This window comes from Posidoniimonas polymericola (assembly GCF_007859935.1).
Lineage (GTDB): Bacteria > Planctomycetota > Planctomycetia > Pirellulales > Lacipirellulaceae > Posidoniimonas > Posidoniimonas polymericola.
This window is the reverse complement of sequence record NZ_SJPO01000002.1, coordinates 562,780-586,576: the sequence shown is the minus strand read 5'-3', so window position 1 is coordinate 586,576 and position 23,797 is coordinate 562,780. Positions and strand designations below refer to the sequence as shown.

Here is a 23,797-nt window from a genome sequence, read left to right as displayed (position 1 = left end):
GACTGCCGGCTCAAACTTGGGCCGCTACAATTCGCTCGTCTCTTCGCAGCAATCTCAATCTCATCTTCCGACGGAGCTCCCATGCAACGAGCCGTCTGGCGCGCCGTAATCTCGTTGATCCTCGTCCTGATCTCTCGCACCCCGGCCTCGGCGGAGCGGGACTTGCCCACCATCTACGTCGCCGGCGACTCGACCGCCGCCAACGGCGCCGAGGGCGCCCGCGGCTGGGGGCGACACCTCTCCAAGTTCTTTGACGCCGAGCAGGTCAGGGTAGAAAACCGCGCCCGCGGCGGACGCAGCAGCCGGACGTTCGTCACCGAAGGACTGTGGGGACAGATCCGCGCCGACCTGCAGCCCGGCGATGTGGTGTTGATCCAGTTCGGCCACAACGACGGCGGACGCGTCAACGACCCCAAACGGGCCCGCGGCTCGCTGCCGGGTCTCGACGACGAAACGCAGGAAATCGACAACCAGCAAACCGGTCTGCACGAGGTGGTCCACACCTTTGGCTGGTACCTCCGCAGGATGATCGCCGAGACCCGCGCGGCGGGCGCGACGCCGGTGCTGCTGTCGCTGACCGTACGCAATGTCTGGCGTGACGGTCGCGTCGAGCGGGGGTCGGGCAGGTACGGCGGATGGACCCGGCAGGTCGCCGAGGCCGAGAACGCAGCGTTCATCGATCTCACCGCCCTTGGCGCCGACCACTACGATCGGATCGGCGAGGACGAGGTCGCCGAGCTGTTCCCCCGCGACCACACGCACACTGGCGACGATGGCGCCACACTCAACGCGCGACTGGTGGTCGAAGGCTTCAAGGGTCTGCGGGAGGAAAGGTGGCGCCCTTGGCTGTCGATTGAAGGTCGCCGCGTCCCGCGGGCGGCGCCAAAGTACGTGCGGTTCCCACGCGTCGGCCGGGGCCAGACGCCCGAGGAAACCGCGCGGTTCCTGAACACGCCGCAGCGTACCGACGACTCCCTGCCAACGCTGTGGCTGATCGGCGACTCGACCGTACGGACCGGCCGCGGCCGTGGCGAAGGGGGCCAGTTCGGCTGGGGGGATCCCCTCGAGGCGTACTTCGCCCCCGCCAAGATCAACCTTGTGAACCGCGCGATGGGGGGCACTGGCGCCCGGACTTTCCGCAGCGGCGGCTTCTGGCAGCCGGTCCTCGACCAGCTGCGACCGGGCGATGTGGTGCTGATGCAGTTCGGGCACAACGATAACGGCGACCGCGGCGCCCTCCGGGGAGTTGGCGAAGAGACCGAAGAGCGGACCGATGAGGATGGAGCCACGGAAACCGTCGAGTCGTTTGGTTCTTACCTGCGTCGCTTTGTCGACGAGATCCGTGGCAAGCAGGCGACGCCGATTCTGTGTTCCTTGATCCCGCGGAAGGCGTGGGACGGCGATTCCATCCGCCGCTCCGACAACGGCCACGCCGCCTGGGCGCGGCAGGTCGCCGAGGGCCGCGGGGTCGCGTTCATCGACCTCTACGAGCGAATCGCCCAGCGGTACGACGCCAAGGGACCCGAGGAGGTCGATAAAATGTTCGCCGACCGCGGCACGCACACCTCCTACGCCGGGGCGGTGCTCAATGCCCGCTGCGTCGCCGAGGGTTTGCGGGACCTGCCGGAGAACCCGCTGGACGACTTCATGCTGGATGCCCCGCTCGGCGACGCATCGAGCGCCAGGCAATAGGTATTTCGACGGTTTTCGCGTCTTCTGCGCAAATGCGGGCCTTGCCTGCGCGACGGTTTCGTTGCCGCGTCCCCGGCCAGCGAATAGGCTCAAGGGAGTACGCGTCCCTCCCCCTCATGGCGCCCCCTGACGGGCCGCTGCTTTCTCTATGCCACGCCTCCCGATGTTCCGCGATGCCCCGCTCCGCCTCTTCGTGCCGGGGTTGCTGATTGTCTGCCAGGTCCTCGTGGCCGCCGGTGAAGCGACCGCCCAAAGCCGCGCGCTCGGTCTCGACGTCAGCGCCTGGCAGGGCAATATCTCGACCAGCTCGTGGAATACGCTGCACAACGTCAACGACCGCGACTTCGTTTTCATCCGCTCGACGCGTGGCGGCACCACCGGCTACTACAACCAGAACGACCCCAACAACAACCTGGGAGGCAACACGCTCTCCCAGCGATACGACGACCCCTACTTCGCGCAGAACATCACCCGTGCGACCAACGCCGGCATGCTGGCGGGCTCCTATCACTTCGCGCGTCCTGACATCGTCGCCAATACGGGCGCCGACGAGGCGGACCACATGCTCCAGATGGCCGGAGCTTGGATGCGTCCCGGGTACCTGCTGCCGGTGCTCGACCTGGAAGCAGGAGTCAGCGACCGATCGAACAATGACATGGCTCAGTTCGCCGTCGACTTTTCCAACCGGATCCACGAAGTCACGGGCCTGAGACCGATGATCTACACTTCGGGGAACTACGCCAATTACTTGCAAGGGGCGTCGTCGGCATTGCAGGACGAAGTGGTAGAAACACTGCCGTACCTCTGGTCGGCGCGTTGGCCAAACCAAAGCAACCCCGACGCTATCCCGATCCAGACCGGCCACCCCAAGGACTCGTACTCGCCGATCTACGGGCCGTGGGACGACAGCCCTAATCCGACGCACCCATGGAGCTTCTGGCAGTACGCCAGCACGGGGCGTCTGAGCGGCTACAACAACGGCAACAGCAATCTCGACCTGAATGTCGCCCAGGGCGGCGTCGAGTTCCTCAAAGACCACCTCGCGCCCGCGCTGTGGACCGGCGGCGACTCCGGCGAGTGGACCGACCTGGCGAACTGGAACAGCGGCCAAACTCCAACGGCGCCGGTGTCGGTTCGGGGGCAGGCCGCCCGTGTCGGAACGCTGACCCTGCCCGAGGTGCGGCTGCCTGGCGCCGACGACACCGTGCTGCTCGACGTCGCCGACGCAGCGGTGACCGTCACCCTGTCGAGCGGCGCCCACTCGGTGCGACGACTGATCGCTCGCGAACCGCTCAACCTGGCTGACGGTTCGCTCACCATCGGCGTGGTCCCGTCGAACGACTCGCCGGCCGCGAGCCTGGTTGTCGGCGCGCCGGTTGCGGTCGCCGGCGGCGAGCTTTCGGCGCACACGATTGAAGTTGAATCGCAACAACAGCTCTCCGTCGTGGGCGACCTCACGTTCGCCTCGCTGCAACTGGCGAGCTCCACCTCGGCGCCCCCGGCCTCGCTGGCCATTGAGGGCGACATCGTGCTCTCGCCGCTCGCCGACGGGGAGGCGGTGATTGAATCTTTCGGCGGGCTCTCGCACCCGGGCGTCATCGACCCGGGCGGCTCGGCCTACCACTGGCAGGTCACCGACGGGGCCGCCGAGACCGACGTCCGGATCCGCGCGGCGATCGCCACCGGCTCGTTCATCAAGACCGGCGACGGCACGCTTTCGCTCGAGGGTACGACCGGATACTCCGGCGACCTCGACGTCCGCTCTGGCGGGCTCCGCCTGGACGGGCTGCTGCTTGGCAATCAGGCCGAGGTCAGCCTGGCGACCGGCTCGCTGCTCACCCTGAACCAACCCGCGTCGGCGGACGCCATCGGGCGGCTCACAATCGACGGCGTGCCGATGGGCGTCGGCGAGTACGGCGCAATCGGGTCGGGCGCGCTGTTCGAGTCTGCCCTGCTGGCCGGCCCCGGCCGCCTGCTCGTGACCGAGGTTGCGCTGGCCGGCGACTACAACGCCGACGGCGTCGTCGATGCGGCCGACTACGCGGCGTGGCGCCAGGCGGCGACCACCGGCGCGGTGCTCCCCAACGAAACCACGACCCCCGGTCAGGTCACGTCCGAGGACTACGACGCCTGGCGAGCCAACTTCGGCGCGACGCTCACGTCCGCAGGCGCCGCCTCAGCGATCCCCTCGCCAGCCGGTTCGGCGTTGGTCGCCGCTTTGGGCTGTGCCGCGTCAGGAACACGCCGGCGGCGGCCCCGCTGAACGCGGCCGATCCGCCCAGTCTCGATCTTCCTAGTCTCGATCCGCCTAGTCTCGCAGTCGACGCACCGCAGCAAGCAAGCCAACCAGCGTCAACAGGCCGCAGCTTCCTGGCTCGGGGACCGCGGCAGCCGAGGTCCCGTTGAGCCTCTCGCCGTAGGCCGCCCGCCAGGCGAGGTAGTCCCACTGGTCAACGACTCCATCGGCGGTGGCGTCGGCCATTGTCGAGCCGGTCGGGTACGTGACCTCGTCGCGCCAGACGGTGTAGTCGGCGGCGTCGACCACGCCGTCCTCATTGAAGTCGCCGGGCAACTCCGGCGTCGGGTAGTAGGAACCCGACACCCACGCCGACACCCGCCAGAAGCTATTGATGTCGACGTCCTCGATCATCAGCCTCAGCTGGTGGCGGCCCCCGCCAGCGACCCATTGCGAGATGTCGATTTCGTACGGCGTCACCTCGTCGCCGGGCACCCAGCCGGAGCGGGGGAAGTCCGACGACCAGGTGTCGATCGGGTAGCGGTCGTCGGTGTCGCCGTCGCCGTTGCCGTTGCCGTCCCAGCGACCCGAGGTTGGGTTGACGCTGCGGAAGCGGTAGCCGTCGGTCCGCCAGGGGATGCCGGTCCAGACCTCCTCGCCGTCGACATACAGGTGGTGGCGCCGCTGATTGAACTCGTCGCTCGCGCTGGTCTGGGTGTGGTGGTGCCCGGAGGCGAAGTACGTCAGCTTGGCGTTCTCGATCTTGCTCGGCGCCGCCAGGTTGTAAGTCCGCGAGACGTCGCCCGACTCGTTCCAGCCGAGGCCCGCGTCCCGCGGGATCGCGACCGTGGCCCAGTCGGGGTTCGGCTCGGCCTGGGCGTCCTGATCGACCTGGACCGAGGCGTTCAGCCGCCACGCGTCGGCGACCCAGGTGTCGATGTGCGCCTCGACGGTCAGCGTGCGACCGCTGAGCAGCGCCGAGAGGTCCGAGATGTCTTGGCTGTGCGAGGTCGTGCCGTTGAAGCCGGTCACGAACTTGCCGAGCTGCACCTGCTTGCCGCCCGGCAGGTTCAGGTGGATGCTGCCCGCCCGGTCCCACGGGTCCTGGTCGCCGAGGATGTCCCAATTGAAGGTGAGCTTGTCGTTCGCGCCGAACTCCGGGAACGTCACGGTCTGCTGGATCTCGCGGTTCTGGCCATTGCCGAATCCAATCCGGCTGTTCGAGAAGATGCCGACCGACTGCGCACGAACGCTGCCGGGGCAAAGACCAAGGAGCAGAGCCCCGACCACGATCCAAGAGCCGCGGCCTGGCCGGCTCGCGGCACGGACCGCCCGCAGGCGGCCCCAAAATTGCCTATCCACGTCTACTTCCGATTTGATGCAGCCCGCGGAATCGTGCCAGGATGGTCCGCAGGGCCTCCGCCTGTTCTGTTCCAAGAAGGTCGCCCCGGGGCACTCGACCCGCGACCGATTGCTCTGAGTCTAGCTGCGGGCCCCCGGACCTGCAACAAATGCCCCACCCGCTGCAAGCGTCTCCAGCCGCAGTCAGCACTACTCGGGGCAGAGTAGCCAACCGTTCGGAACCGCACGCGACGCCTCGCGGACCTCCTGGTACGAGGCGTACTTGCGGGCGGGGGCCAGCAGCGTTGCGGCCTCAAGCAGCAAGGTTTCGCCCCAGAACGGCCACGGCTCGACCACGACCCGCCGCGGCTCGTCGGCGGACGACCGGTGCGAGTCTGTGCGGAAGCAGACCGGGGAAATCGGGCCCCCTGCCCGCCCCAGTTCTAGCGACTCGTGCGGCTCGGCGTCGGTGTACGGGGCCCGGCAGCAGAGCCACAGGCTCAACCAGTCGAACGCCTGCAGCAGCACCAGGCAGTCGTTGGCGAGCCGCTCGGTGTGCGACCGATCGGCGGCGAGCCACTCGGCGAGCCACGCGTCGCACCGCGGGTGCTGCACCGCGAGCCACGGCGCCCACTCGCTGTAGTCGTGGTCCTGCTTGTCCTGCAGCACGATGAAGTGGCTCGCGACCATCCAGCCGGCCAGCGGGCCGATGGAGCGACAGGCGTCGATCGAGTGGGTCCAGATCTGCTGCGCGTCGGCCGGCGGCATCTCGGTGAAGCCGTAGGGCCGTCCCAACTTCGGGTCGACGTGCGGGTCGGGCGCCCACTGGTTCCAGCCCTCGTCGTGGTGGAGGATCGCCGCCAGCACCTCGTCGCGGACCGGCTGCGGCGCGCCCGGCAGCAGGCCCCGCCACGCGGACGCCAGCTGCCAGCTGATCCGGGCGTGCTCGACCTGCGAGATCATCAGCCACGACTCGGGCTGCTCGTCCGACCCTTTGGCTTGTAGCGGCAGGCTGCGGCGGATCACTTGCCCGGCCTCGCGATTGGCGCGTCTGGCAGTTGGCTCCACTCGCCCCAGCTGCCGAAGTAGTTCTCGACCCGCTCGCCCCCCATCAGCTCGGTCGCGAACGCGACAACCGACGCCCGGCCGCCCGACTGGCAGTAGGTAATCGTGCGCCCGCTACGCTCGAAGTTGGCCCGCGCCAAGAGCTCTCCAAGTTCCTCCGCCGAGCGGATCTTGCCGGTCGCCGGGTCGACGCACTCCTGCCAGTCGGTGTGGCAGGCGGTCGGGATGTAGCCAGCAGCATTCTCGCCATCGGTCCGGGTGTCGATCAGGACTGCCTCGTTGTCGCCGGCGGCAATGAACGCCAGCACCTCGGCTGCGGTCGCCAGGCGGTCGGGGTGCGGCTCGGCCTTGATCGGCACACGGGTCCGCATCGTGGTCGGCGGGCCAAACTCACCGCCCGCGGCGGTCCACGCCTTCACGCCGCCGTTGAGGATCCGCACGTCCTTGACGCCCCAGTACTTGAGGATCCACCACGCCCGGGCGGCGTTTGGCGTGACCGCGTCGTCAAACACAATCACGGTTGAGTCCTCGCCAAGCAGCACGTCGCCCAGCCGCTTGCTCCACGCCTCGGCGTCCTGCCCGTCGCCGAACGCGGCCTTCCAAGCGCCAATGTCGACGTGCCGCGCGGTGACAATCGTGCCTGCCTTGAATGCCTTCTCGGAACGCACATCGAGGAGCGTCTCCGGCGGGTTGGTCCGGGCGTCGGCCTCGGTCTGGTTGCGGAACAGCCGCGGCTCGTCGCCGAGCCGCTGCATAAGCTCGTCGGCCTCGATCAGCAGCTCCGGCCGCGGGTACCGTTGGGACTCCTCAACGGCCGCGGCTCCAGGCGCGAGGGAAAGCAGCGTCACGAACGTCAGCGTGATTCTTGGTAGTAGCATCGCAAACCTAGTGGGGTGAGGCGTTCTCACCGTGAGTTTACCCTCCGCGCGAGCATCGCACCCCGCGGGACTTTTGTCCCTGCTGAGTTTTGTCCCACGTGGCGTCATCGATTCCTAAGGACAAAAGTCGGGCCCCACATTTCGCCCACGATCTCGTAAGGCGTTTGAGTACAAAGACTTGCAGCCACGCGGCCGCCAGCTCCCGGCCGACTTTTGTCTGATTCTGCTCGCTGCAGCGGACAAAATCCCGGCCAATCTTCCGGACCTTATCAACGGACACGCCCAGCCCGCAACGGTCCCTAGGATGCCCCCATTAGCTCACACAAGATGGACCATTTCCACTCGAAAGAGGGGCGAATCGGAAGTTGTCGCCACGGCCAGAGGCGACCTCCGCGGCGGCGAGGGGAGTGGCCAATCGCCGACTCCGGTGTGGCAAATATGCGCCACCTCGTCCGGCGATGCTCCACCATGAAATTGAGAAAGGCGCCCGCACACTCGTCAGACTTAACCCTGGCGTGGTCGCGCCACGAGTTGGTGACGGCTCGAGAAACCAGCATGATTGCGACCCCTAGTCGGAGGCCCATACGCCCCAACCGCGCGGCGGCAGGTGCGTGTCCACGTTACCGGCTACGTGCAGCAGGTCGGGGGGCAACTGCACGGTGGTCGGGGCGTCGTCGGTGCTTAGCGCGACAAACGCACGGGCGTCGCCGCTAAGAACTTCGTACGTCATCTGGCGGTTCTGCAGCTCCACGACGTTGACCTCCCCGGTCGCCAGCCACGGCCGCTGCCGACGCGCTGCAATCAGCTGCTGATGCTGTTGGTAGCTCGCTAGCTGCTCGCCCGACAGCTCGTTGGGCTTCTGCGGGGGCGGCCGTCGGACTTCGGCGTCGCCGCCTTCGCGGTCGTACTTGCGTCCACGGGCAGACTGCTCGTCGCCCGCGTACACCGCAGGCACTCCCGGCAGTGTCATCAAGAGGGCCAGCGCGTGGCCGCAGTGGCGACTGTCCTCGAGTTGCGTGGCGATGTGCGTCGTGTCGTGATTGCTCAAGAATGTCCACGGCCGGAACCGTTCGCAGAACCCAGTGTGCCTCTGGATCGCGTGAGCCAGTTCGAAGAAATTGCCGTCGTTCAGCGAACTCCAAACCGCCTTCCACAACTCGTACTGAGTCACGGAAGACAGCCTTGCCCGCTTGGCGGTACGGACGTAGTCGCCGTGGATGACCTCGCCCAGAAGGAACAGATCGGACCGCAGGCCACGGACCCGGTTGGCGAACGCCGAGACGAACGGCGTCGGCAAGGCGTACGCGGCGTCCAGGCGGTACGCGTCGACGCCACGCTCGATCCAGTAGCTCGCAAAGTTGACCGCCCAATCGAGCACCAGCGGGTTGGCGTGGTTGAGTTTCACGAGCTGACCGTGCCCCTCGAAGTTCGCGTAGGCGAAGCCGTCGTGACCAGGTTGGCTGAAGTCGATCTCGAACCAGTCGCAGTACGCCGACTGCTCGCCGCGGGCCAGGACGTCCTGGAAGTACGGGTGGCGTCGGCCGACGTGGTGAAGCACGGCGTCGAGGGCCACCACGAGCGACCGCCGATGGCACTCCTCGATCAGGGCGACGAGGTCTGCCTCGTCGCCCAACCGGCGATCGATGCGCAGCGGGTCGACCGTGTCGTAGCCGTGGGTCTCGGACTCGAAAACCGGACCCAACAGCACGCCGGTGACGCCCAGGTCGACCAGGTAGTCGAGCCACCCCACGAGTGCTGGCAGGCGATGCGTCACCCCCCCAGGCTCGCCACCCGGATCGGGGTTCACCTCCTCTGCTTCCAAGAAGCCGAGCGGGAAGAGGTGGTACCACACGTCGGAAGCATCCATTGGGCAGCCTAGTGCTGGGGAGCGAGAGACTCGATCAGTCCCTGAGGTGGGTTTTTGCAAACAAACCCAAACCCGAATGCAGGCGTCGAAGGATTCGAGCGGGACAACGCGCGCTCGACTAAACGCGGTGGCACCCGATTAAGCGGTCTAGCGTCATTGAAGTCCCCTAGTAGCGGACCCAATCAAAATAAGTTCCAGGCAGAAGAGAACGACACCGACCAATCGATGGTCGCTAGCGATCAACAAACGCCAACCAAAAAAAACCGGCGGCCCGATCGGGCCGCCGGCTCGTTTTTCATGCTCGCTGGCAAACGCCAACCAGCTTAGGCGTAGTAGCTCTTGAAGTCTTCCACGCCCTTGATCTTGATCTTGTCGGCGTAGCCGGCCTGGCCGAAGGCTTCCATGCGGGCCTTGCAGACCTCTTTCATGGCTTCGCGGGCGGGCTTCATCCAGTCGCGGACGTCGAACTTTTCCGGGTGCTGCGACAGCAGCTTGCGGACGGCGCCGGTCATGGCCATGCGGTTGTCGGTGTCGACGTTGATCTTGCGGACGCCGTGCTTGATGCCCTTCTGGATCTCCTCGACCGGCACGCCGTAGGTCTGCTTCATCTCGCCGCCGAACTCGTTGATGATGTCCTGCAGCTCTTGCGGGACGCTCGACGAGCCGTGCATCACGAGGTGGCAGTTGGGGAGCTTGTTGTGGATCTCCTCGATCCGGCTCATCGCCAGAACTTCGCCGGTGGGCTTCTTGGTGAACTTGTAGGCGCCGTGGCTGGTGCCGATGGCGACCGCCAGCGCGTCGACGCCGGTGGCCTCGACGAACTGAGCGGCCTCGTCCGGGTCGGTCAGCAGCTGGTCGTGGGACAGCTCGCCGGTGGCGCCGTGGCCGTCTTCCTGCTCGCCGCCGCCCGACTCGAGCGAGCCGAGGCAGCCAAGCTCGCCCTCAACCGACACGCCCTGCTTGTGGGCGGCCTCGGTGACGGCCTTGGTGACCTTCACGTTGTACTCGAAGTCGGCCGGGGTGCAGCCGTCTTCCATCAGCGAGCCGTCCATCATCACGCTGGTGAAGCCGTTGTCGATGGCGCTCTGGCAGGTCTCGGGGCTGTTGCCGTGGTCCTGGTGCATGCAGACCGGGATGTGCGGGTAGAGCTCGGCGGCGGCCAGCATCAGGTGCCGCAGGTAGGCGTCCTGCGAGTACTTCCGGGCGCCGCGGGACGCCTGGATGATGACGGGCGAGTTGGTCTCGTCCGCCGCTTCCATGATGGCCTGGATCTGCTCCATGTTGTTCACGTTGAGAGCGGCCAGGCCGTACTCGTTCTCGGCGGCGTGGTCGAGCAGGAGACGCAGGGGCACCAGTGGCATTTGACTAACTCCAGATTCTAAAGGCGGCGGGAGCCGCAAGTGGTAGGGGGGTACTCGTGCAGGTTGTGAGGCCACAGTTTACCCCCGGACCGCCGACTAGGGAACGCCCCACGCGAGGGGGCCGGCCGCCCTCCGACGCCCGGTTCGCCGCTGAAATACGGGACCTGAGCGTCCTGTTTGCTCGCGCCAGGCGGGTCCAGTCGCCCGCGCTACGCCGCCTCAATCGCCCGCGGCGGCCTGGGCCTGCTCGGCCTTGATCCACTCCAGCACCACCCAGCCGACCTTGGCCAGCGACTCGCTGCTGCAGTTGCGCGGCACGTCCGACTCCGTGTGCCAATGGGGGTAGTCGAAGTCGATGATGTCGCAGGCCGGGATCTTGCCGATCTTGTGCAGCGGCACGTGGTCGTCGTTGGCTTGGTGCTTCGTGCGGGGATGAAACTCGTCAATGCCGAGCCGGTCGGCGGTCTTCCAGAGGCTCTGCACCAGCGGGCGGGTGTCTTTCCAACGCCAGCTGTTGATCTCGTAGTACAGGTCCAGATCCGCATCCGCGATCATGTCGACCAGCACGGCGTACTTGTACTTGCCGCCGGGGTGCTTGCCCTTCTTGTACTGCATCGCGAACCACGTGCTGCCGAGGAAGTAGGGGTCGCGGCGGTCGTTGTAGACCAGCTCCTCGCCGTCGAACAGCACAAGGTCGATCCCCAGCGGGCCGGCGAGCGCCTCCTGGTGGTGGGCCAGCTCCATCAACAGCGCCGTGCCGCTGGCGCCGTCGTTGGCGCCGATGAACCGACCCGCGCGGGCCGCAGTGGGGTTGGGGTCGCGGTCGGGCAGGGGTCGGGTGTCGTAGTGCGCGCAGACGATCAGCCGCTCTTCTGCTGCGGGGTTGAAGCGGGCGATGATGTTGGTGATCAGCACCTTGGGCCCGCCCAACGGGTTGGGCGCCGTGCACCGCTGGTCGACGACGTCGTCGGCGAGCGGGGCGAAGTGCTGGCGGAGCAGGTCTTGCTGCTGCCGCATGGCGCCGCTGCCGCTGGGGCGTGGGCCGAGCTCGCAGAGCTGCTCGAGGTAGCCGAACGCGCGGTCGGCGTCGATCGGGTTGGGCCCCTCGGCCCGGGAGTTCGGGGCGAGCAGCGTGGCGCAGGCAATCGCCAACAGGGCAGGGCGGCAGAGCGTGTTCATACCGTCATTCTACGCGCGCCGGCAGATTCGTGCCCAGGGCAACCGCGTCGGGCGCCGCCCCGTTACTGCTGGGCAACCGACTTGGTGACGTCGCCGCCGTCCTCGGCCACCGGGTCCGCTAGCAGCTTGTCGAGCAGGGTTTCGAGCTGGTCGCCCTTGGCGTTGAGGTGGACGACCTTGCCCTCCTGGTCGACAAGGATCGCCTGCGGCAGGCGGCGGATGCCGTAGCGGACCGCCATCGGGTGGTTCCAGCCCGAGTTCTCGGGCGAGTCGCCGCAGAGGGTCTTCCACGGGGTCTGCTGCTGCTTGATGAACTGGGCGACCGCCTCGGGCGACTCGTCGAGCGACACGCCCACCACGTCGAAGCCGAGCGGGTGGTACTTCTCGTAGCACCGCCGCAGGTTGGGCAGCTCGGCCATGCAGGGTCCGCACCAGGTGGCCCAGTAGTCGACCAGCACTACCTTGCCGCGGTAGGCGGCCCAGTCGAGCTCGCTGCCGTCGACAGTGTGGCCGGTCAGCTGCATCTTGTTGCCGGGCAGCTTGAGCCGCCGGCTGAGGCCCTCGACCTTCGGCGCGAGCTCCTTGATCGCCGCGTCCGACGCGTCGTCGAAGGTCGGGATCATGCAGTCGAGCAGCTCAATCGCCAGCGGCTCGTCGCCGCTGTTGCCCGCCACGTTCGCGACGTTCGACGCCAGGCGGACGTTCTCGAGCGAATCGGGCGCCTGCTCGAGCAGCGCCTGGGCCTCGCTGGCGACCGAGCGTTTCTCGCTGGCCGGCAGCTCACGCCAGTTGTTGAGCTTCTCGTACGCCGAGAGCCGGCGGGCGGTGTCGGCGATGACCTGGTTGTCGTGCCCGCACATCTGGCCCAACAGGCAGTCGGAATCCTCGCGGCACTTCCGCTCGCCGAGCTGGCCCAGCACGCCGAGGTAGTGCCGCTTCGCCTGCAGCGCCGTGGCGATGTGCGACTCGCTGCGGCCGACCTTCAGCAGCCGGGTGGCGGCGCGCACCTTCGCCCACGACGACCGCTTGTGGAACTGGAACTGCTGCTCGCGGGACGCGTTGCGGGCGGGGGGCGCGGGCTCGGCTTCAATGAACCGCATCAGCTCCGCGGGCGAGGCGTTCTCCGGCGCCTCGTCGGTGACCGCAGCAGCCTGGTCGGTGACCGCAGCCGCCTGGTCGGCCAGCGCCGCACTGAGACCAATCACGCTGAAACCAATACTCGCAAGCAACGACAAACGACTCATTCAAACGTCCTAGAGATCGGGAATCGTGATTCGAGGGCCCGGCGGGCGGGCGGCGGAAGATAATCGCTTCGCGACCGGAAGCGTCTCTTGCTCAGCAGAGCATCGCGGGCAGGGCCAGGCGGCGGGGGCAGGTACGCGTTGCAGAGACCGTAGGTGATGAATCCAGGACTACTGATTATGCCTACGGCGCGGGTAATTGCAATTCTCCGGGCCGCGCAGAACAGCAGACGACCGAAAGAAAACCCGCGGATACTGCAGGCGGAAACTAGCTGTTGGACGCTAGCAGTGTCCGCCCCGCAGCACCGTCAGCCGCTGGCTATCGGCGTCCAGCCGCACCCGCCCCGCGTGTGGGAGCGTCAGGTTGGGGACCGTGTGGCCGGTGGGGAATCCAGCCAGAACCGGCACGCCAAGGCCGCCAAAGTACTGCTCGAGCAGCTCGTCTGCCGACGGCGACGTCCCATCAGCGGGGCCGCCGCAGTTGGTGAACTGCCCCAGCAGCACCCCTGCCAGCGAGTCGAGCCCGCCAGTCAGCCGGAGCTGGGCCAGCATCCGATCGAGCCGGTACGGCTGCTCGTCGAGGTCCTCGAGCAGCAGGACTCGGCCCGACAGCTCGGGCTCGTAGGGCGTGCCGATCAGTCCGGCGAGCACGGCCAGGTTGCCGCCGACCAGCTCGCCCTCCGCGACGCCGCCGACAACGGTCCGCAGCTCTGCCCCGGCAGCGGCGGTCGGCAGCAGGTAGTCGCCCTCGCCGGCGACCGCCTGCCAGAACGCCTCGACCGACGGCGGGTCGAGCTTGCCGCCGCCGCACAGCCCGTCGATGGCGTTCGGCGCGTGGTAGCTCACCAGCCGGGCGTGCCGGTCGAGGGCGGCGTGCAGCGCGGTGAGGTCGCTGTACCCGACCAGCGGCTTGGGGTTCGCGCGGATCACGTCGAAGTCCAGCCGGTCGAGCAGCCGCGCCACGCCGTAGCCGCCCCGCGCGGCGAACACGGCCGAGACGTCGTTGTCGGTGAACGCCTGCATGACCTCCGCGGCGCGGACCTCGTCGGTCCCCGAGAGGTAGCCGACCGGCGCGCTGAGCGGGCGGTACACTTTCACGCGGTAGCCGCCCTGCTCGAGGTCCGCGACGCCGGCCGCCACCTGCTCGGCGGTGGGCGAGCTGGCGGGGGCAATCATTGCGATGCCAGCGCCGGGGGCGATCGGCGGGGGGACGATTCTCGACAGCGTCACGGTGCGGACTCCCTAAAACAACACAAAGCCGAGGATGACCGCGGCGGTCAGCCCCACGAAGTCGGCGATCAGGCAGGCCGGCAGCGTGTGCCGCGTGCGGCGCACCTGGACCGCGCCGAAGTAGACCGCGATGACGTAGAAGGTGGTCTCGGTGCTGCCCATCATCAGGCTGGCGGTCAGTCCGAGCCGGCTGTCGGGGCCGTGCTGCTCGTCGTCAAAGATCTCCACCAGCAGACCCCGCGACGCGCCGCCGCTGAGCGGCTTGGAGAACGCCAGCGGCAGCAGCTCGAGCGAGTCGACCACCTCGGTGCTCTCGACCCCCGCGAAGCGTAGCCCAGCGGCGAGGACGTACTTGGCGTCGTCGAACAGGCCGCTCGCCAGGAACACCTTGATCACGACCAGGATGGCCACCAGGTACGGCATGATCATCACGGCCACGCCAAACCCTTCCTTGGCGCCAACCAGGAACGACTCGTACATCGCCACGCCGCGGATCTTCGCCCACACGACGATCAGCAGCATCGCCAGCGGGATGGTCCACTGGCTGACGACCTCGGCAAACTCAATGATGTGTTCCATCATACCGAATCCTCCTCAACGCCCGACGCGCCGTCGGCCCCGGCGACGAGCGGCGGCGGGTTGTCGGAGAACGCCGGCAGCTTCGACAGCCAACGCACCGCGATCACCGCGGCGATCGTGCTGGCGATGGTCGCCAGCAGGATGCCCGCGACCGGCGCCGCGGGGTCGCCGCCGGCCGCCGACCGCAGCGCGATGACCGAGATCGGCACGAGGGTCACGCTGCTGGTGTTGATCGCCAGGAAGGTCGCCATGCTGTTGGTGGCGGTCTCCTTCTCGGAGTTGAGCTCCTGCAGCTCCTTCATCGCCTTGAGGCCGAACGGCGTTGCGGCGTTGTCCAGGCCGAGCATATTGGCCGAGATGTTCATCAGCATCGCGCCCTGCGCCGGGTGCCCGTCGGGCACGTCGGGGAACAGCCACCGCATCAGCGGCCGCAGCAGCCGGGCGAGCGCGTCAACCATGCCGGCGTCCTTGGCGACCTGCAGGATGCCGAGCCAGAGGATCATCACACCGATCAGGTTCAAGCAGATCGTTACCGACACCTCGGCCGCTTCGATGGCGGCGGTGGTGAGGTTCTGGCCCGCCTGCTTGAACGGGTTGGCCACGACGACCGGCTCGCCGGGCGAATCGGCATCGACCTTGGCATCGGCTTTGGCATCGGCGTCAGATTCGACGGCGGCGGGCACGGCGGGTGGGAAGTAGGACTCCACGACGCCCTTGCCGAAACCATAGACGATCCCGATGAAGAGCAGCCAGAACCAGATTCGGTTGAGCATGACGCTGTCGGTGAGGGTGGGTGGTAGTTGATGCGGTGCGGAAGGGGACCTGTTAGCCCCGGTTGAGCCCGCAGCGACGCTTGAGCCAGTGGCCCGCAGCCGGCTCGACAATGCGGCCCTCCTGCAGCACGGTCGTGCCGCCGATCAGGACGCGCGAGATCGAATCGAGGGGGCCGCCGTGCGCTGCCGGCGCCGCCAGGACCAGATCGGCCAGCGAACCGCGGGCGATCTCTAGCGCCGACGCGTCGACACACTGCCCGAGCAGGTTGGCGCCCTGCCGCCAGTCGCCGATGGTCGCGGCCGCTAGCACGCCCGAGGCAGCCGGCCCCGCCGCGACGCCGAGCACGCAATCGGGCGCGTCGTGCAGCGCGCCCGCCGCCTCGGGCCGAAGCAGGAACCCGACATTGATCAGCGGGCGCGGCCCATCGACAATTTTGCCGAGCAGGGCCAGCTGCTCGCTCGTGCCGTCGACGCCCACTAGCAGCGTCGTGACGCCTACGCGGGCGGCTTGCTCGAGCAGCTCTGGCGCAACGCCCTGCTCTGTGAGCGGCGTATCGACCAGGGCCACGCGTCCCGGCAGGCAGAGCTGCCCGGTGGCGTCGATCCACGCGTCGCGGGGGTGGACGCTCAGGTCGCCGATGTCGTCGATGCGGGCCTCGCCCAGACGGGTCGGCATGGCGGAGTTCGCCCGGTTGTTGATCCCCAGGTCGAGCAGCGAGCCGCTCCCCCCGGTGTGCTGGATCACCCGGGCCCGATGGATCAGCAGGTCGAACGACTCGTGCCCGCTGGCGCGTTGCAGGTGGTCGTACTCGTCGGGCGGCGTGCCGCGGTAGGCTTCGGTCGCGATCGCCTCGAGGCCGGTGAAGAAGGCCTCGAAGTTGGCGTTCTCAAGCGCGGCGAGGTCGCCGCCGGGCCAGCCGCCCGCCTCGAGGAGGACGGTCGCCACGCCCTGCGACTGGACCCACTCGCCGAACGCCCGGGGCATGTACGACGCCCCGTAGCGGGTGACCCGCCCGTCGCACAGCGGCTTGACGTGCTGGGTGATCGAGGCCGCCACCCGCCGGGCGGCGACCACCGAAGGTGTCTGCGAGTTGCTCTCGTCCGGCGGCGGCACGAGCAGCGAGACCGACACCGGCCCCTCGCCGGAGCGGAGCCAGCGGCGGTGGTCCTGGTTGTGGAGGTTGAAGCCGAAGTCGGGCCGCAGCTCCAGCACGGCCTGACGCAGCACGCGGCCCTCGGGGGTGTCGGGGGCGCGGGCGTCGCGGTTGATGTCGACGCCCTGCGCGTTGATGCGGGTTCGGCGGGCGGCCCCGTCGGGGTTGAGCAGCGGGATCAGCATCAGCGTCGCTCCGCTCAGCACCGCAGCCGCCCGGGGCGACTCGGGGTCGTCCATCAACACGCGGAGGGTGTTGAGCACGGCGGTGGTGTAGGTCTGCTCGTCGCCGTGCATCTGGGCCCAGGCGAGCACCCGACGCGGGCCCGCGCCGAGCTTGATCATCTCGATGGGGCGGCCCTCGTAGGACGAGCCAATCACACTGCGTTCTGCCGAGCCGGGATGCTCATCGAAGAGGCTGTCGATATAGTGAGTGACAGACTCGTGGGTCCAGCCATCAAGCGGGCAAGTGGCGGCTGCCTTAGGCATGCGATTCGGTCTCGTGGGTTCGCTAGGTGCGTGGGTAACGGAGTTCGATGCGGTCGGGGGCTTGGCACATGCTAACAGCGCCGTGCGTCCGTCGTGTCGAGCGAGGGCGGCGATTGCACAGTTGTTCAGCGGTGTCTTGACGACCAGTCGCGTCCTGCGCTTTGCCGCCGCGGCCGCCGGGTGGCGGTCGAAGCGAAACACGTCGCCTGCACTTACCCAGGTCGGGGGCGCTAGGATACAACATCGGTGACGGCGTCGCCGGTTCGCGCCGCGCGGCGTTGGCGCCCCGGGCAGCAACACGACTTCGGAGAATTTTACTGTGGCGACCGCACTCGTGGATTCGATTGGCCTGATGAGCGGCACCTCGGGAGACGGGGTCGACGCCGCCCTGATCCGCACCGACGGCGAGAGCCAGATCGACTTCTGCGGTGGCCTGACCATCAACTACGAGCCGGAGCTGCGGGCCCGGCTGCTCGACGCCTCGCAGCACGACGTCCCGCTGATCGAGGTGCTGAGGCTCGAGCGGGAGCTCACCCTGCTGCACGCCGAGGCGGTCAACCAATTGCTGGCCCAGAACAAGAAGAGCAAGAACAAGCCGACCATTGTCGGGTTCCACGGCCACACGGTGCGGCACGTCCCGCGAGAGCACCTGACCATGCAGATCGGCAACCCCTGGTTGCTGACCGAGATGATCGGCCTGCCGGTGGTGTCCGATTTCCGCCGCCACGACGTCGCGAAGCAGGGCGAGGGGGCGCCGCTGGTGTCGATGTTCCACCGTGCCCTGTTCCAGGGCTGCGAACGCCCGGTCGGCGTGCTCAACCTGGGTGGCGTTGCGAACCTGACCTGGCTCGGCCCCGAGGACCAGATCATCGCCGGCGACACCGGCCCCGGCTGCGGGCTGCTCGACGAGTGGGCCCAGGAGATGGCGGGGCTGTCGCACGACGCCGACGGCCAGCTCGCCCTCAAGGGGTCGGTCGACCAGGCGATCGTGGACGCGGCGCTGGCCGAGCCGTTCTTCAACAAGCAGCTCCCCAAGTCGGCCGACCGTTACGACTTCGACCACATCGACGTCTCGATGCTGACGGTCGAGGACGGCGCCGCCACGCTGTGCGCGGTCACGGTCCAGGCGATCAGCCAGGCCGCCAGCCGGCTGCCGTCGCGTCCCGGAACGCTGTGGGTGACCGGAGGCGGCGTCCACCACCCGGTGATCATCTCGATGCTCAAGGAGTGCTTCGACGAGGTCCGCTCGGTGCAGGAACGCGGCCTCAGCCCCGACACGCTCGAGGCCGAGTGCTTCGCGTGGCTGGCGGTGCGGCACCAGCGGGGACTGCCGCTCACCATCCCCGAGACTACCGGCTGCTCCGAGCCGACCACCGGCGGCTTCACGGCCTTCTAGCACGCCGCCGAGCGGGACGCCGACAACCGGTGCCAACACCCTTACTCTGCGGCGATTGGGGCCCTCTGAGCAGCGGTGATCGAAGCCGCCCTGAGGCGCAATGCGGTCTGGCGTCGGGCCCTCCGCAGGCATCGGGCCCTCTGCAGTCCTGGCGATGGCCCCGTCGAGCATGGTTGGGACGGGCTCTCGAGTGGCGTCACCGCCGCGAAACGAAGCGACGCCGCAGACAACTTCGGCGGGTCTGCCGTCAATGAGAAGCGGCTCCGTTGCCGGCGCCATTGTTCGCCGCGTCCGTCTTCGGCGCCGCCGGAGCGATCGGCGTGCCGCCGTCGATGCTCTCGATCGAGCGGGCGATGTGCCCGCCGTTAGCGGCCAGCAGCTTGCGGGCGTCGTCCGGCCCTACATTGGCGTGCCACGCTACGATGGCGGTCTTGACCTCCCACTCGCAGGCCTCGAGCTGCTTGAGGCAGGCGTCGCTCTCCAGGCCGGTGATCTCGCGCACGATCCGCGTGGCGCGGGCGGTCAGCTTGGTGTTGGTGGCCTGCAGGTCGACCATTAGGTTGCCGTAGGTCTTGCCGAGCATGATCATGGCGCCGGTGCTGAGCGTGTTGAGCACCAGCTTGGTGGCGGTGCCGGCCTTGAGCCGGGTCGAACCGCTCACGACCTCCGGTCCGACAACCGGCGTGATGGCGAGGTCGGCCTCGCTGGCGATCTCGGCCCCGGCGTTGCAGCTCAGCGCGACGGTATAAGCGCCGCACGACCGCGCGTAGCGGAGCCCGCCCATCACGTAGGGGGTGCGGCCGCTGGTGGCGATGCCAACACAGACGTCGAGCGGGCCGACGTCGATCCGACGCATGTCCTGCTCGGCGAGGTTCGGGTCGTCCTCGGCGCCCTCGACCGCCTTGAGCAGCGCGCCGTGTCCGCCGGCGATGATGCCGACCACCTGGCCGGGATCGGAGCGGAACGTGGGCGGGCACTCCGCGGCGTCGAGTACGCCCAGCCGACCCGAGGTGCCGGCGCCGAAGTAGATCAACCGACCTCCCTGGCCGAGTCGGGCGGCGGTGACCTCGATCGCGCGGGCCAGCGGCTCTTCTTCCCGCGCCACCGCTTCGGCGACCTTCGCGTCCTCGCTGTTCATCAGCCGCACGAGCTCAAGCGAAGACAGAGAGTCCAGCTTTTCCGAAGCCGGGTTGCGGGACTCGGTGATTAGTTTTTCGAGCATGCTTGATCAGCTGGCGGTTCTAAAAAGCGACGAGTGGGGGGGGTCGCGGCGGGCGGGAGCAGCGCTCTACGTCGGTACCAACGATCCTATATGGAGACTACGAGGGCTCCCAGATCAGATGCGCGAATGTGAGATAGAACTGCGCTGCCCTTTGTTGGCTGCGCATGCTGGCGGGGAATAACATCCGGATAAGCGGCAGGATTTCTCCTCCACACCCAAACCGCCCGATTAGGCTGAATTGCATCGCGCTGGGCGGTTTGAAAGTAGTTGTGTCAGGGAAGGTCGGGCTAGCTCAACTTGCCATCACGGCGGCAGGTTCAAGCGACCTGAAACCGCGATAGGCCGCCGCGGATCGGCCGCCCCAGTTCGGCCGTCACGGGGTGGCTGCTGCTGGGTGGCTGCTATTGGGTGGCTGCTATTGGGACGGCGAGAAGTCGACGGCCATCGGCGTGACAGCCCGCTTGACTCGAGCTTAGTCACCGCGGGCATCCGCACGCCACCCCCCGGGCGGGTAACCTAGAGCGCCCGGCGGCTGGCGGACGCGCCACTACGCTTGCTTGGAACAGAAAAACATACCCATGAAAATTCGAGATCACCGCGGCGGGCGTCCGACCCAACGGGGCGGGCGGGAGCTGCGGATCGAGCCGCTCGAGGCGCGGCTGCCCCTGTCGGCGGCCGGGCTCGTCGAGGTCGGGACGCAGCCGTCCGGCTCGCTCGACGGCAAAATCGTCTACCTCCACGGCGGCCACGGGTACACGGCCGACAACCTGGGCAACGGCTCCTGGACCTCGCAGCGTCCGCTGCTGCTCGGCATGGTCGAGGACTTTGGCAACCAGGACCAGATGTCGATGCTGGCGGACTACCTGTTCGACGCCGGCGCGACCGTGGCCGCGCTGCGGCCGATCGGCCACCAGTCGAACGAGGTCGTGCTCGACAACGACGACGTCAGCGTCACCTACACCGGCGCGTGGTCAGACAGCTCGGCCTCGGTCTACTTCGGCGACGCCGGCGACGTGCCGTACCGGTACGCGTCGACCTCCGCGACCGAAACCGCGACCGCGCGCTACCAGCCCAACATCCCCGAGCCGGGCTTCTACCCGGTGTACTCGTGGACCCGCTACGGTTCCGACCGCGCCGCGGACCAGCTGTACAAGGTCAAGCACAGCGGCGGCGTCACCGAGGTGACCGTCAACCACCGCCAGGTCGGCAACGGCACGGTCTACCTGGGGACCTACTACTTCGAGGCCGGGACCGACGGCTACGTCGAGATCAGCAACGAGTCGAGTGAGTTGGATCGCGTGGTGATCGCGGACATGATCCGCTTCGGCAACGGCGTGGGCGACATCGACCGCGGCGGCGGCGTGTCGGGATTCGACCGCGAGGACGAGGCCGCCCTGTACTGGATCCAGTGGCACGTCGACCACTCGCAGGGGGTCTCCGATTCGACCTACCGTAGTTCTTCAGAAGACCGCAGCGCGACGGTCAGCGCTTCGCCACGCTACGCGGCGTACATGAACCGCTCGCAGGACGGCGTGCTGTCGGACCGGCTGTTCGTCAGTTTCCACTCCAACGCCGGTGGCGGCCGCGGCGTGGTCGGGCTGCACAACACCAGCAGCGGCGGCGACACCCCGAACCAGCTCTTCCTCGCCCAGGCTCTGGCCACACAGGTCAACAACGACCTGGTGGCGCAGGACGCCGGCTTCGAGCACGCGTGGGCCAACCGCACCAGCCTGACCTACCAAGCTTCATTCAACTACGGCGAGATCAACAACACCTACATCAACGACGAGTTCGACGCCACCATCGTCGAGACCGCGTTCCACGACAACCAGCTCGACGCCGAGCTGATGCGGGACCCCAAGGTGCGTGACGCCATCGCCCGGGCGACCTACCAGGGGATCGTCGACTACTTCAACTCGGTCGATTCCGGCGCCACCCCCAACCAGGACGCCCCGTCCCAGCCAGAGCAGGTCTGGGTCGAGACCCAGGCCTCCGGCGAGGTCGTGGTCCACTGGTCGGCGGGCGCCGCCAACAGCTACGCCGGCGACGCCGCGGCGGGCTTCACGGTGTACGCCTCGGCCAACGGGTACGGTTTTGACGGGGGACGCTACGTCGCCGGCGCCGGCGCTACCTCGCTCGTCATCGCCGGGCTCGACCCCTCCCAGACGTACTACTTTAAGGTCGCGGCCAACAACGCGGCGGGGCAGTCGCCCGGCAGCGAGGTGGTCGCCGCAACCCCCGTGGCGAGCCAGCCGCGGGTGCTGATTGTCAACGGGTTCGACCGCCTGGACCGCTCGCAGAACCCGACCCAGCAGTACGTCTCGGGCGGCTCGCTCGAGCGGGTCCGTCCGAGGCAGAGCAACTCGTTCGACTACGCCGTGCAGATGGCCTCGGCCATCCAGGCCGCCGCGCCCGGCACGTCTGTCGACACCGCCGCCAACGAGCTGGTGGCCAACGGGACGGTCGACCTTGCCGACTACGACTCGGTCTTCTGGATCCTGGGCGAGGAATCGTCGGCCGACCACACGTTCGACGCCAGCGAGCAGAGCGCGGTCGCCGCCTACCTGTCGGGGGGCGGCAAGCTGTTTGTGTCGGGCTCGGAGATCGGCTGGGACCTCGACGCCCTCAACAACGGGCGGGACTTCTACAACCAGACGCTGATGGCCGACTACGTGTCGGACGACGCCGGGACGTACTCGGCGGCGGGAGCAAGCGGATCGATCTTCGACGGCCTGAGCCTGTCGTTCGACGACGGCGACCAGTTCTACGACGTCAACTCGCCCGACGTGCTTACCCCGACCGGCGGCGCGTCGGCCGCGCTCAACTACGCCAATGGCGCCGGCGCGGCGGGCCTGCAGTACTCCGACGGCGATCAGCGGCTCGTCATGCTCGCCTTCCCGTTCGAGACCATCACCCATGCGTCCGATCGCGCCGACGTGATGCAACGGGTCTTCGAGTTCTTCAACGGCGACTTCGTGCCAAACGTCGTGATCGAGCAGATCCTCGACAACGACGCCGCGGCGCCCTACTTCACCACCACCGGCACGTGGGTGGACAACGCTACCGGCGGCTACGCGGGCGGCGGGTACCAGACCAACACGGTTGGTGGGCAGGGCCAGGCAAACTGGAACACCACGCTGCCGATCGCCGGAACCGCCGAGGTCTACGTCCAGTTCCCGGCCGGGCCAGACCGCAGCGGCGCCGCCCGATTCCAAGTGACCGCAGGTGGACAGACCGTCAACAAGTTCGTCAACCAGGCGGGCAACGACCTAGAGTGGGTGCTGCTCACCACGCTCGAGGTCGCACCGGGCGACCTCACCGTCACGCTCAACGCGTCTACCAGCGCTGGGTCGACCGGTTCGCTACTCGTCGCCGACGCGGTCCGCGTCGTGCTGACCGGCAAGGGCATTGAGTCGGGCGACTTCAACCACGACGGGCTGGTCGACGCGGCCGACTACACGGTGTACCGCTCGCTGAAGGGGCAGAGCGTGCCACAGGGCTACGGCGCCGACGGCAACTTTGATGGCCAAGTTGACGCCGCCGACGGGCAGCTCTGGCGGGATCAGTACGGGACCATTTCCCTAGCCGCCGCGACGCCCATCACGGCGCCACTCTCGACGCCGCTTGCGGCCTCGGCTGCCGAGCCTGCCATTGAAACCGCGGTCGAGCCTGCCGCGATGACCGACCTGCTGGTAATGGCGGCGCCGAGCCCCGGCAGCGTGGTGAGTATTGAGCGCCCGCGCCACTCACCGACCGACAACAGCACGACCCCGGCAGACGTGGACCAGCGGACGCAGGCGCTCGCGCTGTACTTCGACCGCATCGGCCGGGGCGGCGATTCCTCACGGCAATCGATCGATCGGGTGGCCCACGGAGCGTCTGTCAGCACAACGGACGGGGCCTTCGCCCAGCCTGAATGGCAGTCGGAAGACGGGTCCGAGTGGCGTCCTGGCGTGTCCCAGCGACGCCGCTAGCGCGGTCGACCGCGCGGCCTGCCTGCGGCACTACGCACCACGGCGTACCGCAGCAGGGGCGACAAACTATTCGACGGATTCTGCTCGGCCTGCGACGCTAGAAGTTGGGCGTTGCAGCGTC

Annotated in this window: 16 protein-coding genes; 4 read left to right on the top strand and 12 right to left on the bottom strand. The window is 67.9% G+C overall.

Annotation, left to right across the window (positions count from 1 at the left end; genetic code table 11):
• The first annotated feature begins 81 nt into the window (after window positions 1–81).
• Both Pla123a_RS06175 and Pla123a_RS06170 read left to right on the top strand, forming a co-directional pair.
• Window positions 82–1,692: a rhamnogalacturonan acetylesterase gene (locus Pla123a_RS06175; RefSeq protein ID WP_146584929.1), complete on the top strand. Its 1,611-nt coding sequence runs from the start codon at window positions 82–84 to the stop codon at window positions 1,690–1,692.
• A 148-nt stretch (window positions 1,693–1,840) separates the two neighbouring features.
• The gene (locus Pla123a_RS06170) at window positions 1,841–3,955 is read left to right on the top strand and encodes a glycoside hydrolase family 25 protein (protein ID WP_146584927.1); all 2,115 of its coding nucleotides are present in this window, start codon (window positions 1,841–1,843) and stop codon (window positions 3,953–3,955) included.
• Window positions 3,956–4,000: 45 nt separating this feature from the next.
• Here the strand turns inward: Pla123a_RS06170 and Pla123a_RS06165 are convergent, their stop codons facing one another.
• The 11 genes from Pla123a_RS06165 to Pla123a_RS06115 form a co-directional block, all read right to left on the bottom strand.
• Window positions 4,001–5,290: a peptide-N-glycosidase F-related protein gene (locus tag Pla123a_RS06165; protein WP_146584925.1), complete on the bottom strand. Its 1,290-nt coding sequence runs from the start codon at window positions 5,288–5,290 to the stop codon at window positions 4,001–4,003.
• Window positions 5,291–5,479: 189 nt separating this feature from the next.
• Window positions 5,480–6,295 (bottom strand): DUF3891 family protein, encoded by an 816-nt coding sequence (locus Pla123a_RS06160; protein ID WP_146584923.1) that lies wholly within the window; start codon window positions 6,293–6,295, stop codon window positions 5,480–5,482.
• The gene (locus tag Pla123a_RS06155) at window positions 6,292–7,212 is read right to left on the bottom strand and encodes a sulfurtransferase (RefSeq protein WP_197527729.1); all 921 of its coding nucleotides are present in this window, start codon (window positions 7,210–7,212) and stop codon (window positions 6,292–6,294) included. Before Pla123a_RS06155 ends, Pla123a_RS06160 begins: the two co-directional genes overlap by 4 nt.
• Window positions 7,213–7,780: 568 nt before the next feature.
• A complete protein-coding gene (locus Pla123a_RS06150; RefSeq protein WP_146584919.1) occupies window positions 7,781–9,079 on the bottom strand; it encodes an alpha-amylase family glycosyl hydrolase in 1,299 nt (432 codons plus the stop codon).
• Window positions 9,080–9,402: 323 nt separating this feature from the next.
• Entirely contained in the window at window positions 9,403–10,440 is a 1,038-nt protein-coding gene (fba, locus tag Pla123a_RS06145; protein ID WP_146584917.1) for a class II fructose-bisphosphate aldolase, read from the bottom strand.
• 219 nt (window positions 10,441–10,659) lie between these two features.
• A complete protein-coding gene (locus Pla123a_RS06140; protein WP_146584915.1) occupies window positions 10,660–11,619 on the bottom strand; it encodes a M28 family peptidase in 960 nt (319 codons plus the stop codon).
• 62 nt (window positions 11,620–11,681) lie between these two features.
• Window positions 11,682–12,863, bottom strand: a complete 1,182-nt coding sequence (locus Pla123a_RS06135; protein ID WP_146584913.1) for a TlpA family protein disulfide reductase — start codon at window positions 12,861–12,863, stop codon at window positions 11,682–11,684.
• 279 nt (window positions 12,864–13,142) lie between these two features.
• Window positions 13,143–14,090, bottom strand: a complete 948-nt coding sequence (locus Pla123a_RS06130) for a S66 peptidase family protein (RefSeq protein WP_146584911.1) — start codon at window positions 14,088–14,090, stop codon at window positions 13,143–13,145.
• 12 nt (window positions 14,091–14,102) lie between these two features.
• Window positions 14,103–14,672: a spore maturation protein gene (locus Pla123a_RS06125; protein WP_146584909.1), complete on the bottom strand. Its 570-nt coding sequence runs from the start codon at window positions 14,670–14,672 to the stop codon at window positions 14,103–14,105.
• Window positions 14,669–15,442 carry a nucleoside recognition domain-containing protein gene (locus Pla123a_RS06120; protein WP_146584908.1) on the bottom strand — a complete coding sequence of 258 codons (774 nt, stop codon included), beginning with the start codon at window positions 15,440–15,442 and terminating at the stop codon, window positions 14,669–14,671. Before Pla123a_RS06120 ends, Pla123a_RS06125 begins: the two co-directional genes overlap by 4 nt.
• A gap of 52 nt (window positions 15,443–15,494) precedes the next feature.
• Window positions 15,495–17,084 carry a M14 family zinc carboxypeptidase gene (locus Pla123a_RS06115; RefSeq protein ID WP_197527728.1) on the bottom strand — a complete coding sequence of 530 codons (1,590 nt, stop codon included), beginning with the start codon at window positions 17,082–17,084 and terminating at the stop codon, window positions 15,495–15,497.
• A gap of 319 nt (window positions 17,085–17,403) precedes the next feature.
• Here Pla123a_RS06115 and Pla123a_RS06110 point away from each other — a divergent pair, with 319 nt between their 5' ends.
• Entirely contained in the window at window positions 17,404–18,480 is a 1,077-nt protein-coding gene (locus Pla123a_RS06110) for an anhydro-N-acetylmuramic acid kinase (RefSeq protein WP_197527727.1), read from the top strand.
• 247 nt (window positions 18,481–18,727) lie between these two features.
• Here the strand turns inward: Pla123a_RS06110 and murQ are convergent, their stop codons facing one another.
• Complete coding sequence (murQ, locus tag Pla123a_RS06105; RefSeq protein ID WP_146584902.1) at window positions 18,728–19,702, bottom strand: N-acetylmuramic acid 6-phosphate etherase; 975 nt, start codon at window positions 19,700–19,702, stop codon at window positions 18,728–18,730.
• Between the two features lie 578 nt (window positions 19,703–20,280).
• Between murQ and Pla123a_RS06100 the strand changes: the two genes are divergently transcribed.
• The gene (locus tag Pla123a_RS06100) at window positions 20,281–23,676 is read left to right on the top strand and encodes a golvesin C-terminal-like domain-containing protein (protein ID WP_146584900.1); all 3,396 of its coding nucleotides are present in this window, start codon (window positions 20,281–20,283) and stop codon (window positions 23,674–23,676) included.
• Window positions 23,677–23,797 lie beyond the last annotated feature (121 nt).

What these genes read in the sequence shown, in the direction of transcription:
- Pla123a_RS06175 (WP_146584929.1), top strand. Translation starts at nt 82, where the DNA reads ATGCAACGAGCCGTCTGGCGCGCCGTAATCTCGTTGATCCTCGTCCTG.
- Pla123a_RS06170 (WP_146584927.1), top strand. Translation starts at nt 1,841, where the DNA reads ATGCCACGCCTCCCGATGTTCCGCGATGCCCCGCTCCGCCTCTTCGTG.
- Pla123a_RS06155 (WP_197527729.1), bottom strand. Translation starts at nt 7,212, where the DNA reads ATGCTACTACCAAGAATCACGCTGACGTTCGTGACGCTGCTTTCCCTC.
- Pla123a_RS06150 (WP_146584919.1), bottom strand. Translation starts at nt 9,079, where the DNA reads ATGGATGCTTCCGACGTGTGGTACCACCTCTTCCCGCTCGGCTTCTTG.
- fba (WP_146584917.1), bottom strand. Translation starts at nt 10,440, where the DNA reads ATGCCACTGGTGCCCCTGCGTCTCCTGCTCGACCACGCCGCCGAGAAC.
- Pla123a_RS06140 (WP_146584915.1), bottom strand. Translation starts at nt 11,619, where the DNA reads ATGAACACGCTCTGCCGCCCTGCCCTGTTGGCGATTGCCTGCGCCACG.
- Pla123a_RS06135 (WP_146584913.1), bottom strand. Translation starts at nt 12,863, where the DNA reads ATGAGTCGTTTGTCGTTGCTTGCGAGTATTGGTTTCAGCGTGATTGGT.
- Pla123a_RS06125 (WP_146584909.1), bottom strand. Translation starts at nt 14,672, where the DNA reads ATGATGGAACACATCATTGAGTTTGCCGAGGTCGTCAGCCAGTGGACC.
- Pla123a_RS06120 (WP_146584908.1), bottom strand. Translation starts at nt 15,442, where the DNA reads ATGCTCAACCGAATCTGGTTCTGGCTGCTCTTCATCGGGATCGTCTAT.
- Pla123a_RS06115 (WP_197527728.1), bottom strand. Translation starts at nt 17,084, where the DNA reads ATGCCTAAGGCAGCCGCCACTTGCCCGCTTGATGGCTGGACCCACGAG.
- murQ (WP_146584902.1), bottom strand. Translation starts at nt 19,702, where the DNA reads ATGCTCGAAAAACTAATCACCGAGTCCCGCAACCCGGCTTCGGAAAAG.
- Pla123a_RS06100 (WP_146584900.1), top strand. Translation starts at nt 20,281, where the DNA reads ATGAAAATTCGAGATCACCGCGGCGGGCGTCCGACCCAACGGGGCGGG.